This is a genomic window from Bacteroides sp. FSHCM14E1, from assembly GCF_019633785.1.
GTDB classification, from domain to species: Bacteria; Bacteroidota; Bacteroidia; order Bacteroidales; family Bacteroidaceae; genus Bacteroides; species Bacteroides hominis.
Genome location: NZ_JADKYL010000007.1, coordinates 101855 through 119122, shown reverse-complemented (window position 1 = coordinate 119122; position 17268 = coordinate 101855). Strand labels below are relative to the sequence as shown.

The following is a 17268-nucleotide window of genomic DNA, read 5'->3' as shown; positions in this document are numbered from 1 at the left end:
TGTGTCCTCTGTGGTGAAATGTCTTTTGCTATGAAAGCCCCTATTTCGGAATGGTGAACCAGAACCGGGAGCCCTTTCCCTCTTCCGAATCCACTCCTATGACTCCGCCTAACTGCTCTACGATGCTTTTGCAGATGGAAAGCCCGAGGCCGGTTCCATGAATAAAGGTGTTCAACTTGACGAAACGCTCAAAGATATGAGGCAGTTGCCCTGCGGGAATTCCAATTCCCGTATCCCGCACATAAAACTCCACGCACTCTTCTTTTTCTTCGTATCCCACGCGGATACTGCCCGATGAAGTAAACTTCAAAGCATTGTTCACGAAATTAGAGATAACCTGATGCAGGCGGTTCCGGTCACTCACCACGCTGCATTCCGACGGATGCGGATCAAAAACCAACTCAACTCCTTGTGGTACCTTGATCTGGGAACTGCGGACAATATCTTCACAAAGCATATTCACATCCGTCTCGCCATAGGTGAATTCAAATGTCCCCGCCTCTATTTTCGACAGATCTAAAATATCAGAGATCAGCTGTAACAGCAAGTCGTTATTCTCTTGTACAATCTTAATGTATTCACGACGTTCTTCCAGATCTTCCGTATCCATCAGCAACCCCGAGAAGCCGACAATCGCATTGAGCGGTGTACGTATCTCATGACTCATATTCGCAAGAAAAGCACTCTTCAGGCGGTCCATCGTCTCAGCTTTCTCTTTAGCCTCAATAAGCATGGCTTCCGTCTCTTTCAGCTCGGTAATGTCATAGTTAATGCCGATGATCTCTATCTCCCCGTTATCCGGTTCAAACTTGGTAACCACCACATTCATGCGCACCCAGTTCCACTCATCGGCAGTGCCGGGCTTCAACACACGCATTTCGCTACGGAAATCCTTCTCCTCACCCTTCAATACCTTTTCGTAGAAATCAACGACTTTCTGCCTGTCTTCCGGATGCATCTTATCATAGACTCCCACAACCGACGACAGCGGAATATCCTCAGGCTCGCCCATATTCTTATACCACTGTTTGATGGCATAACCACGTTTGGTAAGCAAGTTCAGTTTAGCATACCCCACCTTTGCATAGTCCGATATCAGCAGGAAGAAGTTCTCAAAATCACGGATACGGTTAATGGCGTCGATACGCTCCGTATTATCGATATTAATCAATACATATCCGTTGAAGTTCCCCTGACTGTCAAACAGCTTACTGACCTTTGTATAGAGTTCAATCATCTTCTGTCTATCCGAGTGGAAATAGTCGCCTGCCCTCTCAAAAGAGTAATTCAGCCTGAAATCCACCAAATCCTCGTTCCGCACCCGTTCCCTGATTTCAAGAGGCACATTCGGGTTCTCAAAGAAGCTGACACCTATTACATCCGCTTTATCCTTCACCCCAAAGGTCTCCATGTCCCAGTTGTTCAAATCGAGCAGATAGCCATCCTTATCATAAAGCTCCACTCCGGCAGGAATATTGGCAAAGATACTCTTGAAGAGCTTTTCGCTGCGATCCAAAGCCCTATGGGCACGTACTGTCTCCGTAGAGTCCAGAAACAAGGAAACCACCTCGTCTTTCTCCGGAGAATATATGATGCAATGGGAACTGCGCTGGGAGCGATCAAAGAAGACATCCGTCTCTTTATGCACATTATCTTCAATAACGTCCACCAGATAGTCTATTGGTGCTTTCGTATCTGCATACAGTTCACTACCCAGACGCCCCACATAATCCGAAAGAGGCAATCCGATCAGTTCCGAACTCAGATCATTGGCATCGGCTATCCGGTAGTCGCAAGGTTTCCCGCCGGCATCCCGGATGATAGACATACGCACATATCCCATCGGCATGAAGCGGAACAGGTTACGCAAGAAAGAACGTTCGCGGATGGCATCATCTTTTGCTTTGCGCAGTTCGATGCAGATACTGATTATATTGGCCAAAGACGACAACCACTGGAAATCTTCATTACTCCAGTTGCGGTAATTCTCCACAAGGTCGATTCCCATATATCCCCATACATGTTCGCCCGCTATCAGCGGAGTGACCATCAGCGACTTGATGTTCTGGCGGCTGAGGATGGCATATTCGGATTTCGCATGTTTCGGAAGCTGATCCAATGAATCCAGTATCACCGGCTTACCCGATAAGGTCTGACTCGTCCACCAGGGCAAACTGTCGGTAGCGATGCGTTGCAGGCTTTCAATCTCCGCCGGCACTCCCTCTGCCACCACTTCATAGGTACAGTCCTGATAACGGTAATATTCATCATACTCAAAGATATACACCCGTCCGCCACGAAAAAGGTCGAGGATATCTTTCAATATATCCATGATACAAAGGTCCACACTGTCATCTTTCAGGAAGCGCAACAGCGAATGGGAAATGGAGTTCTGACGATACAGCAAATCGTTTACACGCTCCAGGATACGTTCTGAGGTTTCATTGGGAGCCTCTACCCGTTGTATGGTACCGAAGGAAATGATCCCCCTGCCCGGCACTTCCTCCCGATTGCCCAAACGTGTGTGCAACCAGATGATTCCCTCTTTGGAATAAATGGGAAAGGTCTGTTCATAAAACTCCCGGTGTATAGAAGCGTTGAACTCCCGAACTATCTGTTCCTGATAGTCCTTCCGTACCCGTTCTCTGAAATCCATAAAAGAGATAGTATTACCTTCCAGTCCTAATAAATCACATAGATATTCTGAGCATAAATAGTGTCCGGCTGTGAAGTCAGCTTCCCACCACCCGATCTGTGCCATGGAGGCCATTCGCCGTAACCGTTCGATATCGTTATCCATAAAAGTAGTTTACAGGGGTATATGTTTGTCTGCTGTAAGTATGCAAAATTAGAAAATTATCCATTTCTATCAAGAGAATGGATTAAATATTTGCGGTAACGGTGCTCTAAGAGTATTGCAGGGGAAAGAATACACAGGAATGTAACACAGATGTTAACGAATCGTATAGTGCATGTATCACCCCCGTAACCTGAATCCCGCAACTTTGCACCGACAGAAAAACGTAGATAAAAAGACATGAAACAACGAATCGGGAGACTTCTCTCCACCCTTCTTCTCACTACATTTTCCTTGGGAATCACAGCAGGTGTCATCAAGGGAACCATCATTGACAAACAAACCAAAGAACCGCTCACGGGAGCTACCGTACAGGTTACAGGTTCCGCCACCGGTGCCGTAGCCGATTTAAACGGTAATTACACCCTTACACTGAACAACGGCACTTATACCCTCGAAGTGAAATACATAGGATATAAAACGTTCCGGATGAATGAAGTGAAGATAAAAACCGATGCGACACTGAACTTCGAACTGGAAGTGGATGCACAAACGCTGGATGCCGTCACCGTAGTGGCCCGCAAGAACCTGGAAGGTGAAAAGGCTTTGTTGCAGGAAAGACAAAAAGCAACGCTTGCCATCGAGAACATGGGAGCCAAGGAGATGACTCTCAAAGGTATATCGAACGTACAGGATGGGGTTAAAAAAATAACGGGAATCTCCATTGCCAGTGCCGGACAACTGATTGTGCGCGGACTGGGAGACCGGTACAGCACCACCACCCTGAACGGGCTGCCCATAGCTTCGCCCAATCCGGACAACAAGCTGATCCCGCTCGACCTCTTTCCGGCCTCTACCGTAAAGAACATTACGGTCAGCAAAGTATATGCCGCCGGATCTTTCGCCGACTATTCGGGTGCACATATCGACATCAGCACCAAAGAGAATACCGGAAGTGACTTTTTCTCCATCGGCTTCAACGTAGGCGGACGCTTCAACACCATCGGAAAAGATTTCTATTACAGCGACCGGAAGGGGGGACTCTTCAGTACAGGCAACCTAAAGAACAAAGACCGGATTCTGGCTATGGGTAAAAGCGAGTTCCGCGATTATGCCCGCAACAATGATCCGTTCGGTACAAACTTCGCCATCAGCAAGCACCGTTCGTTACCCGAGTTCGGCGGTAACCTCGGAGGAGGCAAGAGCTGGACTCTGCCCAACGGCAACCGCCTGAGCCTACTCGCCTCGGTAGGTATCAGCAACGAAAACCAGATTCTGAAAGATGCCTACGTCACTACCATGACGGCACAAGGCACACATCTCGATAAGTTTAATTACGACAGCTATTCCAGCGCATTGAAAATAGCGGGACTGGGCAGCATCGGATACTCGTTCCGGCAGGCCGACCACATCAACTTTACCCTGTTTTATGCCCGCAATGCCATCAACGACTACATGGCACGCGAAGGGATCGATGCAGAAAAGAACAACATTACGTCGAGCAACAGCGTATTTCATGCGTATTCACTGCTGAACAACCAGTTGATGGGACACCATGAGCTGACCTCTCAGTGGGATGTAAACTGGAGTGCTTCCTACGGGCTGACCAACAGCGATGAACCGGACCGCCGGCAGGTTGTCTTCTTCCGCAATGAAGGAAGCGACAAGCTGAACCTCTTTAAACTGAACCAGACCACCAACCGCTATTTCGGAGAATTGCAGGAAAAGGAGATTGTAGGTGACCTGCGCACTTCGTACAAATGGGGTGACGCGAACCTCATTCGTGTGGGAGGGACTTACAAAAGCAAAAAGCGCGACTTTGAAAGCGTGAACTTCTATTATGACATCAATGCCCTGAATGCCGATGTCACCAACATATACGATACCAACGGATATTTGAATCAGGAAAACATAGCCAACGGAACGATAAAAGCCAATATCGACGCACAACCCCGTTACAACTATTACGCCGGCATGGATGTATGGGCAGGGTTTGCCGAAATAGAATATTATCCGGTTGAATCTCTGCTGGTCAACGTGGGGCTGCGCTACGAGCAAGCCAAGCAATGGGTACGCTACTGGACAGACGGAGGGCAGGAGAAGAAGACGAACCTGGACAAAGGTGATTTCTTCCCGGCACTGAACCTGAAGTACACCATCGATGAAACCAACAGCCTGCGCCTCTCCGTATCACGCACCGTCACCCGGCCTTCGTTCATCGAAATGGCCCCGTTCCTCTACCAGGAGTCCTACGGAAGTGCCTACATCCGTGGTAACAACGAGCTGAAGAATGCTTATAACTACAACATAGACCTGCGCTACGATTTCTTCCCGAAACGTAACAATGGCGACATGTTCTCCGTTACCGGTTACTTCAAGAAACTGAAGTCGCCCATTGAGCAGACCCAGGAGTCTTCGGGCGGAACAGTGATCCGTTCTTTCCGCAACGCCGAAGACGGAATAGCCACGGGAGTGGAAATCGAGTTCCGCAAAGAACTGTTCAAGAATCTCCGTATCGGTGCCAACGGCTCATATATGTATACAAACGTCATCCTTCCTGAAGGCGGGGTATATACCGACTCGGAACGCGCTCTGCAGGGAGCCTCCCCGTTCCTGATCAATGCCGATATCAGCTACACTCCCCAATTAAGGGGAGAAAGCGACCTGACACTGGCACTGGTTTATAATGTGCAAGGGCCACGCATCGAGACAGTAGGTATCTACGGAACAGGCAATATCAAGCAACAGACCCTGCACACGATGGACTTCATAGCAAGCTATGCCATCAACAAGCATCTAAACCTGCGCTTACAGATGAAAGATTTGCTGAACAGTACCATCCGTTTCAAGCAGGAACTACCGGCAACGGGACAAAAGGTGGAAGTAGAATCATTCCGTCCGGGAACAAATGCGGAGATAGGAGTCTCGTACAGATTCTAAGGCTCGCCACAGGGAGAGACAGAATCACACAGAGTATTTATATTAATAATCAAACAGATAGTATAAACCATAAACAGTATGAAGATGAAAATGAATTATCTAAAACTCAACTCTTGGGCCGTAGCAGCCCTGATGGGAATGTGTTCGCTTGCAGCTTGTAGTGACGACAACAACGGCGAAGGTGGCGGAAACGGCGAAGGCGAAGAAGTGGTAGCCAACAACGGAACACTGAAAGGAAGCGTAGACGGATCAAAAACCGTGATCCTGACCAAAGGCTACAACTTCTCCCTCGACGGAGAATATATCATCAAAGCCGGTTCTACCCTGAAGATCGGTGAAGGTGTGACAATCAGCGCCAAGAGCGACGATGCCACCATCGACTACATCCTCGTGGAACAAGGGGCCAAGATCGAAGCGGTAGGTACTGCCTCTGCTCCGATTATCATGACCTCCGACACCAAAGAACCCGGAGCATGGGGCGGTATCCATATTTGCGGTAAAGCCCCGATCAATATCGGATCGACCGGTAAATCGGAAGTAGGAGACGCTACTTACGGTGGTTCCGATCCGGCAGATAACTCAGGTATCCTGAAGTACATCCGCCTGGAATACGCAGGTTATAAGTTCACCACAGAAAAAGAGTGCAACGGTTTCACCTTCTACGGTGTAGGAAACGGCACTACCCTCGAATATCTGGAAGCATACAAAGGTACGGATGACGGTTTCGAATGGTTCGGAGGTACGGTCAATGCCAAGTATCTGGTATCGGTAAGCAACAGTGACGATTCTTTCGACTGGACAGAAGGATGGAGCGGAAAAGGTCAATTCTTTGTCGCCTACCAGGAAGATCCCGCCACTTTGGGATATACATGTGACTGCCTGATCGAAGCCGACAACTATGACAAGAACATGGATGCCACTCCGATTTCATGCCCCACACTGGCTAACCTGACACTGATCGGCGCCAACAATGACGAAGGTAAAAGAGGCATCCGCCTGCGTGCCGGAACTCAGGCCAAAATCTACAATGCTCTGGTTACAGGCAAAGCCAATAACCTGACTACCGAAACAGAACAAACCGAGAAGTACTTGGTGAATGGTCCTTCGGTATTGAACTACATCGCTATCGCGGGAGATATCAAAGCCAGCGGTGACGGCGGTTACTCTTCTGCCCTGTTCACAGCCGCAGAGAATCACAATGCCATCAACCAGACTTTCAGCTTCAGCAACACCTTCATCGGAATCCAAGAAGGAGGAGCCGACCTCTCGGCAGACAGCTTCTTTGAGAAAGCGGCTTATAAAGGCGCAGTGAAAGCAGACAACGAATGGACCAAAGGTTGGACAAAGTTATAAATCACATATACACTCACAGAATGAAGAGGTAGTGTCGAAACTCTTTTCACCACAGAGTAACACAGAGCATCACAGAGTTTTTCAGTAATAATCAACAATTTAAAATTGTCTCTGTGTTACTCTGTGTCCTCTGTGGTGGATTTTGACACATTTACCTGTTTTTCAAACTATGAACAGATACAGACTAAGGATTATCGCACTGACAGCACTGGTTTGCCTGGCCGGCAGTAGCTGTACGGACGACGAGAACGGCGGACAGGGTAACAACATTGTTTACGGTGAAAACATCATCGGAAACGGAGAACAGACCTTTGAGATAAAAGATCATCAATACCTGAAACGAGGCACTTACCTGATGAAAGGTTGGTGTTACGTCACATACGGCTCCACACTGACCATTGAGGCAGGCACCGTCATCAAAGGCGACAAAGAGACCCGTGCCGCCCTGATCATAGAACCGGGCGGAAAGCTGATAGCCCAAGGAACAGTGGATGCACCGATTGTATTCACTTCCGAAATGCCTGCCGGAAAGCGGAAACCGGGCGACTGGGGAGGGCTGATTCTTTGTGGCTATGCCCGGAACAACGAAAACATCATGCAGATAGAAGGAGGTCCGCGCACCACGCACGGCGGTCCGAACAACGCAGATAATTCGGGCATCCTGAGTTACGTCCGCGTAGAGTTTGCGGGGTATCCGTTCAAGAAGAACCAGGAGATTAACGGAATCACTTTCGGCTCGGTAGGAAACGGTACGCAGATAGACCATCTGCAAGTATCCTATGCCAATGACGATGCTTTCGAATGGTTCGGCGGAACGGTCAATGCAGAATATCTGGTGGCCTATCATTGCTGGGACGACGACTTCGATACAGACAATGGTTACAGTGGTACGTGCAAGCATCTCTTGGGTATCCGCCATCCGCGAATAGCCGACATCACAGGTTCTCATGCCTTCGAATGCAGCAACAACGGTACAAACAGCCCGGCCACTCCCACCACAGCCGCCACCTTTGAAGATGTCACGATCTATGGTCCCGCCTCGGGAGACGCTTCATTCGTAAACCGTCCCGACTTCATCAATGGCGGCGGACTGCGGCCGGAGAATGAAAGTATGTTGGGATTGTTCGGTTCGGCACTGTATCTGGGGGCCAATACGTCAGTAACCTTCCGGAACTGCCGGATCAACGGATATCCGTCGGACATAGAAGGGACACCTGCCGTAATGGAAAATGTAGTGTTCAGTGAAAAGGAAGAAATCAACTATCCGGAGTGGACAAAAGGATGGTGTAACTTTAATCCACAGGAAACGGAGTATTGAATTCACCGGAATGAGGTGAATCAAAACCCTTTTCACCTCTGTGTTACTCTGTGTCCTCTGTGGTGAACCTTGGCACACTTCCTGCGGTTTTGACATTCTGTCAAAATGATACTTCAATCCTCTCAGATTGCTTTCTTTCGGCCCGTCATAAAGCCGCAGGACTAAAATCGCCTTCTATGGCGATCGCTGTTTTTACTTTTATCACCCGAACAGCCGATGGACGAACAAGATAACACCGTTTCTGCAAAAAGCAGGACCCATAGACGGAAATTGCCCCAAAGATCCGTTTCTTTGTCATTTCCACTTCATTCGTTCCGGAGTAGCAACCAGGAAAATTCCACTCTCTTTTGAAGCTCCGATCGGAAACAATAAGAGTAATCCGGAAAAACATTAGGAGATATTTCAAAAAGAAGTAAGCATTTGCCCCGAAAGAAGTAAGCATTTTCGGCAAATGCTTACTTCTTTTTCCAGAAAGCCCGGCTCTATTCTCTCAACACCCCGGCTTTCGGAGCCTTCAAGCCCGGCTTTCCAGCTTCCAAAGCCCCTTTGAGGAAGGCTTCTTCTTCCGGATCTATCAAAAAAAAGAAATGCGCTGTTTGGCAAACAGCGCATTTCATATCTTTTAGAAAGCGAAATAGAATAAATTCTATCAAAACGATTGATAACTGGAGTTATCGTTTCCGGCTACTGCCATACATTCCATCTCGATCAGCCAGGTAGGGCGGCACACGGCAGCGGCAACGAACTGTATGGGTATTTGCGGAAAGCGTTCGGCAAACATAGCCCGGACAACCGGATAATCGGAAGCGTCACGAAGATAGACTATTATTTGCGCCACATCGGCAAAACCTGCCTTACCTTCTTCAAGCAACTTCTCCACATTCTCCCACATCCGCCGGGTCTGTTCCCGGACATCGCCTACATGAACCACTTCACCGCGATGATCGATACTCGCCGTACCGCTGATAAAGAGATGACGACGGTCGCCATACTCTACGGAAGTTCCCCGTTCGAAAGTCACTCCATACAAGGCTGTCGGGCTGAGGTGAGACAGCGCATGCAGGTAAGTCACCTGTCCCGGCTGCAATCCTTTCACCGCATAGGCATCGAGCAGCACATGTATCTTCGGATCGGCATGCCGCCCCTCTATGCCGGTACTGGCTATATAATGGGTCGATTCGGTCAGTCCCTGCCCGACAAAGTTTTCACGGCGCGCCTTGACAATGCCCGCATAATTCACATCCACGTTCTGCACAAAGATCCAGGTACGGATGCAATCGGAAGCCAGCGTACAGCCTTTTCCGGTCAAATCGGCTTCGTAAGATTTTAACAAGGTTTTCATCTGCTGCTCCGAATTACCGCAAGGCACACCCGCACCGGCTGTCCAGTAATGCTTATAAGCGGCGTTCCGTTCGGAGGTCAGATAGACCCACAAAGCAATCTTACTTCCATCCAACGGAGGCTGTTGCACAACCGAGACAGCATACGATGGCTCTTCCTGCAAAACAGCTTGCAAAACCTCCCACTGATTGGCGGCATCACTCAGAAAGTAACGGCAAAACGCCGGCACCATTCCCCTGAGTTTTATCTTCCTGCCCAATGTCTTATGATATGCTTTGCAAATAGCCGTCAGCTGCTCTTCATAACTCCCCGCTTCCGGATCGACATGAAACATCAGATGCGCCTCCTTCGTTTCTCCCTCCCCCCCAAAAAGGGAATATTCAACAGTAGTCTTTAAATACTCTATTCTATGTTTTCTGTATTCCATACTCTTACTCATCTTTTATTTCACTTTAACTCGCTCCTTCGACATCAGCCCTTTGGCTATCTCCCGCTTGTCCCATTGCACCGGAGCGGATACAAACTCAGGAACATTATACGAATAGATCAACTGATCGTAGAATATATACGGATCTTGCTGAGGCAACAGGAAAGGCTTCCCGATACGCCCCTGCTCGTCCACCGAGGCGATATAAAGGCGGGTGTACAACCCGTCACCTCTCCGGCTGCTGAACACAAACCAATGTGAATTGCTGCTCCAGTTGTGATAACTTTCCGTGTCGTCACTGTTCACCTCCTCCAGGTTGCGGAAGGCCCCGCTTCTCAGATCCAAAAGCCAAAGATCGGCCTCCTTATGCCAGATGGAGAAGTTTCCATAATCCGAAAGCGTAAACATCAGATACTTTCCGTCGAATGAAGGTTTGGGAAAAGAAATGCTTTTATCCAGTGTACGGGCGGAGATTAATGTATCGATCCGTTCGCCAAATGTTCCGTCCTCCGGATGGAAAGCAATACTGCACAAACTGTATTTCACCTCTTTATACCGGGCAGGCATCTCTTTCTGCTCCGCCGAACAGAAATAAAGTGTCCGTCCGTCGGGCGAGAAGGCGGGAAATGTTTCGAATGCGGCGGTACTCAGCAGAGGAGTAGTCAGTATCCGATGTGACTGCGGATGGTAGACTACCACATCCGAAGCCTGGTCAAAAACCTCGATAGGCTTCTTCCCTCCCAGATGGAAAGTCTGGTTGGTCCGGTTCACCGAATAAGCGATGTATTCGCCCGAAGGATGCCAATAAGGATAAACACAGGCAGAAAGCTGTCCGTCAGCTTTTGTATCGAGGAACTCGCTCTCTCCACCGATGGTCATCACCGTGGCTCCGTGTCCGCCTCTGACATGCAGGCTGGACGGATCGGGGTTCGTCTGATTGAAAGCATGACAATTGACACAGGCGGCCGTCACCTGAGTATTCTCAAACAAAGGAGTCTGGCGAAACGTAGAAAGTTCGCGCTCATAAATACCCATCTTGCTGTATATTTCGTATCCCGGTGCAAGCAGGCGGTACACCAATCCGTAATCAATGGGAAACGGGCTGATATAGAACGGGAAAGACCGATACGCTTTCCATTCTCCGTTTTGACGGATACATACTTTCACTTCAAGGCTGTCCCCTTTATTGTTCTCCAGCAACTCGCTCCATTTTCCGGCAGGGATCTCCACAGATTCTCCGCTTGTCCGGATGGGATCTCCTTTCTTTCCGGAAATCACGACATCTACCGCCTCCGCCCCATCGGCAGTCACACGGAAGTTGAGCGGTGCAATGGTAGCGGGAATCGTTACCCCCGCATAGTCGGGCCATATCGGAGGAAGTGCATCTACCGGAACGGGCGATACCACCTTTTGCCGGCAGGAAACCACCGTTAATGATAACAGCAGGATACCTAAACACTGTTTTATCTTATTCATAATCTTTTATCTAAAATGTACATAGAACCAGTAAGTATCTCCAAACCGGGGTGCCAACGCCTCCTCAGACCGTGTAGAAGTGTAAATGCGCGCATACTCCCGCAACCGCTCTCCTGTCTCCCGGTTAATCTTCCAGGGGATTTCCTCTCCCGGCGTATGCTTCTGCATACTCCAGCCAAACAGCAGTGCCTCCTGATAACTCTTCGGTATCGAGCGGTAGCCCAGTTTCTCTCCCAAAGGATAATAGTGAACGAATCGTCCCATGTCTTTCTTCAGCAGGGTAATGCCCATCAGATATTCATAGGCCATCCGGTTCTCCGGATTTGCCTGCAACAACAATGACAACGTCATCTCCGGTTCTGCCGGATTGAAAAACAGGTCGGTTTGCGGGGTGAGTTTTCTTAGGCGTCCGTACTCGGGATGTGCATCGATCCGCGCCTTATCGTCCAGACAAGCCAGCATCTCCGTAGCCCAGTCTTTATAAAAAAGGGTATGTTGCAGGATACGCAGATATTTGCCTGCCACTTCATATCTTCCGTTTATCAGATTTGTTTCGGCAAGCCGCTTAAAACAGCGGACGCTCTTCTGATAATCGGGGATGGCCTCCATCGCTTCAAAGACAAGTTGTTGGGCTGTGTTCACCATCCCCAGGTAATAATAGGGTTCGGCAGCTACCAGAGGAATTGTAAAGTCATTGACAAACGACATGAACAGCCCCTCTTTTCCACGCTGGCGATAGTGAAACATGCGGTCGGCCAATTGCCCCTTCATCCCTAAGGCAAGGTTGAGGCAGGAAACCGCCATGGGAGTATCGGGCAATTTCTTCCCGGCCAGGGCAATGATACCGTCCCAATCCTGCATACGTACGTGATAGTCGTAAGCCATTACTGCCTCTTTATTCATCGCGATGCTGCGCTTGCCAAGGAGATTCATGGCCAACAGCATCAACAGGAACTGCCCCGTAAGGGCCACAACGTAACGTCCCCGGGTAATCTTCCCAGGCAGGCGGGCTACTAACGGTGGAACCAACACGAGAGCTATCCAGGCAACCACTTGTGCTTTCGGAAAGAATAAAGGGAAACGATAACTCCCGATTCCCCACAACAAGCGGTCCATCGGATAAGGAAACAACCACCGGGAAGCCCAGATTGTGACTCCGGCAACAAGAATCGCTCCGCCTGCCGGAAGCCATAAGGAAGAGTGCTTCGTGCCGAAGCGCCAAAACTCAACCATCAAAGCCAGCGGGATGAACAACCAGGCACAACCTCCCGCCAACATATAGAGTACCGGAATGCCTGCCCAAAGGGAGATACGGCGTACGACAGGATTGGAAATACAGGTATATCCCGCAACTGCCCCCAACACCATGCAAGCGGAAAGGACTCCCGAAAGGAGATAGTTCTCGTCACAAAGAAGAATAAAGAAACACAAAGAGGGCAGCAGGGTAAGCGGATACCACAAAGAGCACTCTCCCATACGTCCGGCAATAAATGCAACCAAACGTTGCATGCCCCACAATACACCTGCTAAGACAGCGGCTCCCGCCCACGAATAATAATAAAACTGAGTGAGGAAATTACCTAAATAATCCGCCACTCCACCGGGATGGGATGCCCGTTCGACAAAATACCCGGACGTGAAAAGAAACATCTGGAACTGTTCCTGATAGTGCAGATGATAAGGATAATATACTCCAAAGAAGATAAAGACACCTGCTCCCAACAGGATGGAGAGAAGCAGGTTCACTCTCTTGACGTGCTTGTTTTTCATATTCGCTAAATTGTGCCCAAAAGTACAAAAAGTTTGGAAAACAATCTAACGAAAGAGGAAACAATGCGTTTATCCGCCCAACAGCTCAATGCACATACGCCCGTTATGATAAGGGCATTTCCAGAATCCGGCTTTGTCATCATCCCGGTTGACAGTGCCGTCGGCCCGAAGGCTCCAGAACCATTCACCGTGGACATCGTCAATCAGATGTTGCCTGATGAATCGCCAACAGACCACGGAACGCTGTAAAGCTTCGCAATCACCGAAATAACGGAACAGGTTATAGTATCCGGCTACGGTTTCGGCTTGTACCCACCAATGACGGTCGCCATCCACATGTCCCGTAGCGAGGTTCTTTTCATACACCATTCCTCCGTCGGGAGTGAAACCTTCGGATGCGGCCGCAGCGATCTTCTTCACAACAGGTTCCACTTCGGCAAGGAGTTCGGCGTCTCCCAGTACGCGGGCAGCTTCGTGCAACAGCCAGGAGGCTTCAATATCATGCCCGTACGAAATAACGGCATATTTACTTTGCCAGTCATCATCAAAAAAGAGTCGCAGATGGAATGTATCGTTGTCCAATATCTTCTGCATAAAAAGTTCTATCAGGTTACGCAACTGCCGTTTCAGCCCCTCGTCTTTCCAAACCCGGTATAAGTTGGTATAAGGCTCAAGAATGTGCAGATGGGTATTCATCGTCTTGCGTTCATTGGCATCTTTCTCGCTAAGGCGCATATCGGCTATCTCGTTCCACTCCCGGGTAAGCGCTTCACAGTAACCGTTCTTTATTCGGTCGAAGCTATGGGACTCTATGTCATAGAACAAACGGACGGCATACTCCAATGCTTCCGGATCTCCGGTGGCCCGGTGATATTCGCTCAGACCATAAATGGCAAAACCGATGGCGTAAATCTGTTTTTTGGTATCCAACGGCTCACCCCTGTAATCAAGAGACCAATAAACTCCTCCGAACTCCGGATCATAAAAACGGTCGATAAGGTAACGTTCGGCCCGGGTTGCCATCTCTTTGTATTCTTCTTTGCCCAACAGGCGGTAAGCGGCAGAGTAGGTCCACAGAATACGTGCATGCAGAATGGCTCCTTTCTCTGCCTGAGGCATCCGTTCTTCCTGTCCGGTGATACGTCCGTAAAATCCACCGTTTTCTTGATCCACCATCCGTTCCATCCAGTAGGGAAGGATGTGGGTGGTGAGTTCTTCCAGCATTTCCTGTTTAAGAATCTTGTCCATAGTATTTTGAATCATGATTGAGCAGTTTGTCTTTTCTTCTCCAATTCCGAGGTCACCTCTTTCATTCTCTTCTCCGACAGTGGGTACATGCTGATAAAGATAACAGACAGTACCGTCCCAACGGCCGGCAACCAACTGAGAAACATCTTAATTCCGTGAATGGCTTCTACACTCTGCACCTCGTTGGCACGAAATCCGAAGTAAGCCAGTAGCCAACCGGTCAATGCACTTCCTATAGCCCATCCGAACTTCTGGCTCATGGACGAAGAGGAAAAGATCAGCCCCGTAGCCCGGTTGCCTGTCTTCAGTTCGGAATAGTCGGCACAATCGGCGTACATCGACCAGAGCAAAGGGAAGATACTTCCGGCACAAATGCTGATGAGTACCTGGAAGACAAAGATCAGAGCGATATCTCCTTTTCCGAACCAGTAAAAAATGACGGAAAGTATGGTAGCCAGGCTCATGGCTCCCATATATGTATTCTTTTTGCCAATGCGGTTGCTGACCGGTGCGGCAAGAATCACCCCCACGATATTGGCAGCCTGCCCCACCGCTAAGTAAAGCCCGCTCAGCACAAAAGAGACCCCGAAGAGGGAGACTGTTGAATAATCCTCTTCTACCACAAAGTACTTAAAATAATAAACCGTAGCTCCGTCACGGATGGAGTTGAAGACCAGAGCCGCCACTCCGGCACCCAGCAAGATCCACCACGGGCGGTTGTGAAGCAGATCCCTCAAGTCATCTTTCAGAGAGCCCTGCACTTCCCGGATCGGTTTCACCCGTTCACGCGTCAACGCAAAACAGAGATAGAACAGAACCGCACACATCACAGCGATCACCACTACACTCAACATCCAGCCACGCTGTTCATCCTCCGCCCCTCCAAACAGATTTACCATCGGCATGAACAGCAACAAAGCGATGAAACTGCCGATATAGGCAAAAGTCATGCGATAGGTGGACAACGTGTTCCGCTCTTTCGGGTCGGGACTCATCACTCCCAGCAGAGAAGCATAAGGCACATTGATAGCCGAATATACCATCATCATCAAAGAATAGGTGATGTAGGCATAGACAAGTTTTCCCGTATCGCTCAGCTGCGGAGTGGTGAAGGTAAAGATACCTATCAGCGCAAAGGGGACAGCAAGATACAGCAGGTAAGGACGAAACTTGCCCCAGCGGGTCTGGGTACGGTCGGCAATCACTCCCACAATAGGGTCGAAAGCCGAATCCCACATCCGGGTAATCAGAAACATGGTTCCTACCACAGCGGCCGGCAGCCCGAACACATCGGTGTAAAAAATCATCAGATAAGAACCGAACAGTTTCCAGAACATGGATGAAGCCATATCGCCTAATCCGTAGCCGATCTTCTCTTTCAGTGTAATCATGGTGGTCATTCTATTCTTGGTTTTCTTATTTCATCAGTTTCAGGTTCCGCTCAATCAGGTTTTTGAGTACCTCCACCGAAGCCGAGGAACAAAAACCGTCCTGAGGGGTATGCAGGCAATAGTCCACCAACCGTTCGACAGTCGAGGTGGCCACGTGCATCCGGGTATCCGACGAGGCATAGTAGATAAACACTTTCCCGTCATCATCGGCTATCCAGCCATTCGAAAAGAGTACATTCGATACATCACCGACGCGCTCTTCTCCTACCGGAGCCATAAAGTAGCCGCCCGGAGAGGCTATCAGCCGGGTAGGATCTTCCAACGAAGTCATATACATATACAGCACATACCTCAGTCCGGCGGCACAATTGCGTACCCCATGAGCCAGGTGAAGCCATCCCTGAGGGGTCTTGATGGGATGCGGCCCTTCACCGTTCTTCACCTCTTTGATGGTGTGGTAATAGCGTTTGTCGATAATCTTCTCTTCACTCACCTCTGCATGAGTCATGTCGTCAATCAGTGCCCACCCGATACCTCCTCCGCTACCTGTATCTATGAATCCGTCTTGCGGACGGGTATAGAGTGCATACTTTCCATCCACAAACTCGGGATGAAGCACCACATTGCGTTGCTGGCTCTTTGTTTTCAGATCCGGCAGACGTTCCCAATTTTTCAGGTCTCTGGTGCGAGCGATACCGGCCGTGGCAGTAGCCGACGACAAGTCACCGGCAGGAGCATCATCATCATGCCGCTCGGCACAGAAGATGCCGTAAATCCAACCGTCTTCGTGGGCGGTGAGACGCATATCGTATACATTGGTTGCCGGAATCACATCTTCGGGCAAAGTCACCGGATATTCCCAGAAACGGAAATTATCAATGCCATTCGGGCTTTCGGCAACAGCAAAGAATGATTTGCGGTCGACTCCCTCTACCCTCACCAGCATCAGATATTTCCCCTCCCACTTAATGGCCCCGGCATTCAGCGTTGCATTCACGCCGATACGCTCCATCAGGAAAGGGTTGGTCTCCTCATTCAGGTCGTATCGCCAAAAGACAGGCGTATGCGCAGCGGTCAGCACAGGATAACGGTAACGCGTTATCACTCCGTTTCCTTCTTCTATCGGTTCGTTCCTGCGTGTTAACAGTGCTTCATGCCCGGAGAGCAATTTAGCAACTTTATCATTAAACAGACTCATAATGGACAG

Annotated in this window: 11 protein-coding genes; 3 read left to right on the top strand and 8 right to left on the bottom strand. The window is 49.3% G+C overall.

Annotated elements, in window-relative coordinates; translation table 11 throughout:
• Positions 1-40: 40 nt before the first annotated feature.
• Positions 41-2800: an ATP-binding protein gene (locus tag ISX59_RS12610; protein WP_032543500.1), complete on the bottom strand. Its 2760-nt coding sequence runs from the start codon at positions 2798-2800 to the stop codon at positions 41-43.
• 237 nt (positions 2801-3037) lie between these two features.
• Between ISX59_RS12610 and ISX59_RS12605 the strand changes: the two genes are divergently transcribed.
• From ISX59_RS12605 to ISX59_RS12595, 3 genes are all read left to right on the top strand, one after another.
• Complete coding sequence (locus ISX59_RS12605; RefSeq protein WP_005775574.1) at positions 3038-5737, top strand: TonB-dependent receptor; 2700 nt, start codon at positions 3038-3040, stop codon at positions 5735-5737.
• 78 nt (positions 5738-5815) lie between these two features.
• Positions 5816-7090, top strand: coding sequence for a hypothetical protein (locus tag ISX59_RS12600; RefSeq protein ID WP_005818445.1), 1275 nt, complete (start codon positions 5816-5818; stop codon positions 7088-7090).
• A 169-nt stretch (positions 7091-7259) separates the two neighbouring features.
• Complete coding sequence (locus tag ISX59_RS12595) at positions 7260-8408, top strand: hypothetical protein (RefSeq protein WP_032540832.1); 1149 nt, start codon at positions 7260-7262, stop codon at positions 8406-8408.
• A gap of 482 nt (positions 8409-8890) precedes the next feature.
• Here ISX59_RS12595 and ISX59_RS21255 read toward each other — a convergent pair whose 3' ends face one another.
• The 7 genes from ISX59_RS21255 to ISX59_RS12565 all read right to left on the bottom strand — a co-directional run bounded on the left by ISX59_RS21255 (position 8891) and on the right by ISX59_RS12565 (position 17259).
• Positions 8891-9025 carry a hypothetical protein gene (locus ISX59_RS21255; protein WP_005775568.1) on the bottom strand — a complete coding sequence of 45 codons (135 nt, stop codon included), beginning with the start codon at positions 9023-9025 and terminating at the stop codon, positions 8891-8893.
• 32 nt (positions 9026-9057) lie between these two features.
• Positions 9058-10188 carry a Rid family hydrolase gene (locus ISX59_RS12590; RefSeq protein ID WP_005775567.1) on the bottom strand — a complete coding sequence of 377 codons (1131 nt, stop codon included), beginning with the start codon at positions 10186-10188 and terminating at the stop codon, positions 9058-9060.
• Between the two features lie 3 nt (positions 10189-10191).
• A complete protein-coding gene (locus ISX59_RS12585) occupies positions 10192-11652 on the bottom strand; it encodes a PD40 domain-containing protein (protein ID WP_005818439.1) in 1461 nt (486 codons plus the stop codon).
• 6 nt (positions 11653-11658) lie between these two features.
• Positions 11659-13422: a DUF6057 family protein gene (locus tag ISX59_RS12580; protein ID WP_044300140.1), complete on the bottom strand. Its 1764-nt coding sequence runs from the start codon at positions 13420-13422 to the stop codon at positions 11659-11661.
• Positions 13423-13491: 69 nt separating this feature from the next.
• Entirely contained in the window at positions 13492-14670 is a 1179-nt protein-coding gene (locus ISX59_RS12575) for an AGE family epimerase/isomerase (RefSeq protein ID WP_032540861.1), read from the bottom strand.
• Between the two features lie 11 nt (positions 14671-14681).
• A complete protein-coding gene (locus ISX59_RS12570) occupies positions 14682-16061 on the bottom strand; it encodes an MFS transporter (RefSeq protein ID WP_220575964.1) in 1380 nt (459 codons plus the stop codon).
• Positions 16062-16086: 25 nt separating this feature from the next.
• Positions 16087-17259 carry a 4-O-beta-D-mannosyl-D-glucose phosphorylase gene (locus ISX59_RS12565; RefSeq protein WP_005810271.1) on the bottom strand — a complete coding sequence of 391 codons (1173 nt, stop codon included), beginning with the start codon at positions 17257-17259 and terminating at the stop codon, positions 16087-16089.
• Positions 17260-17268: the final 9 nt, after the last annotated feature.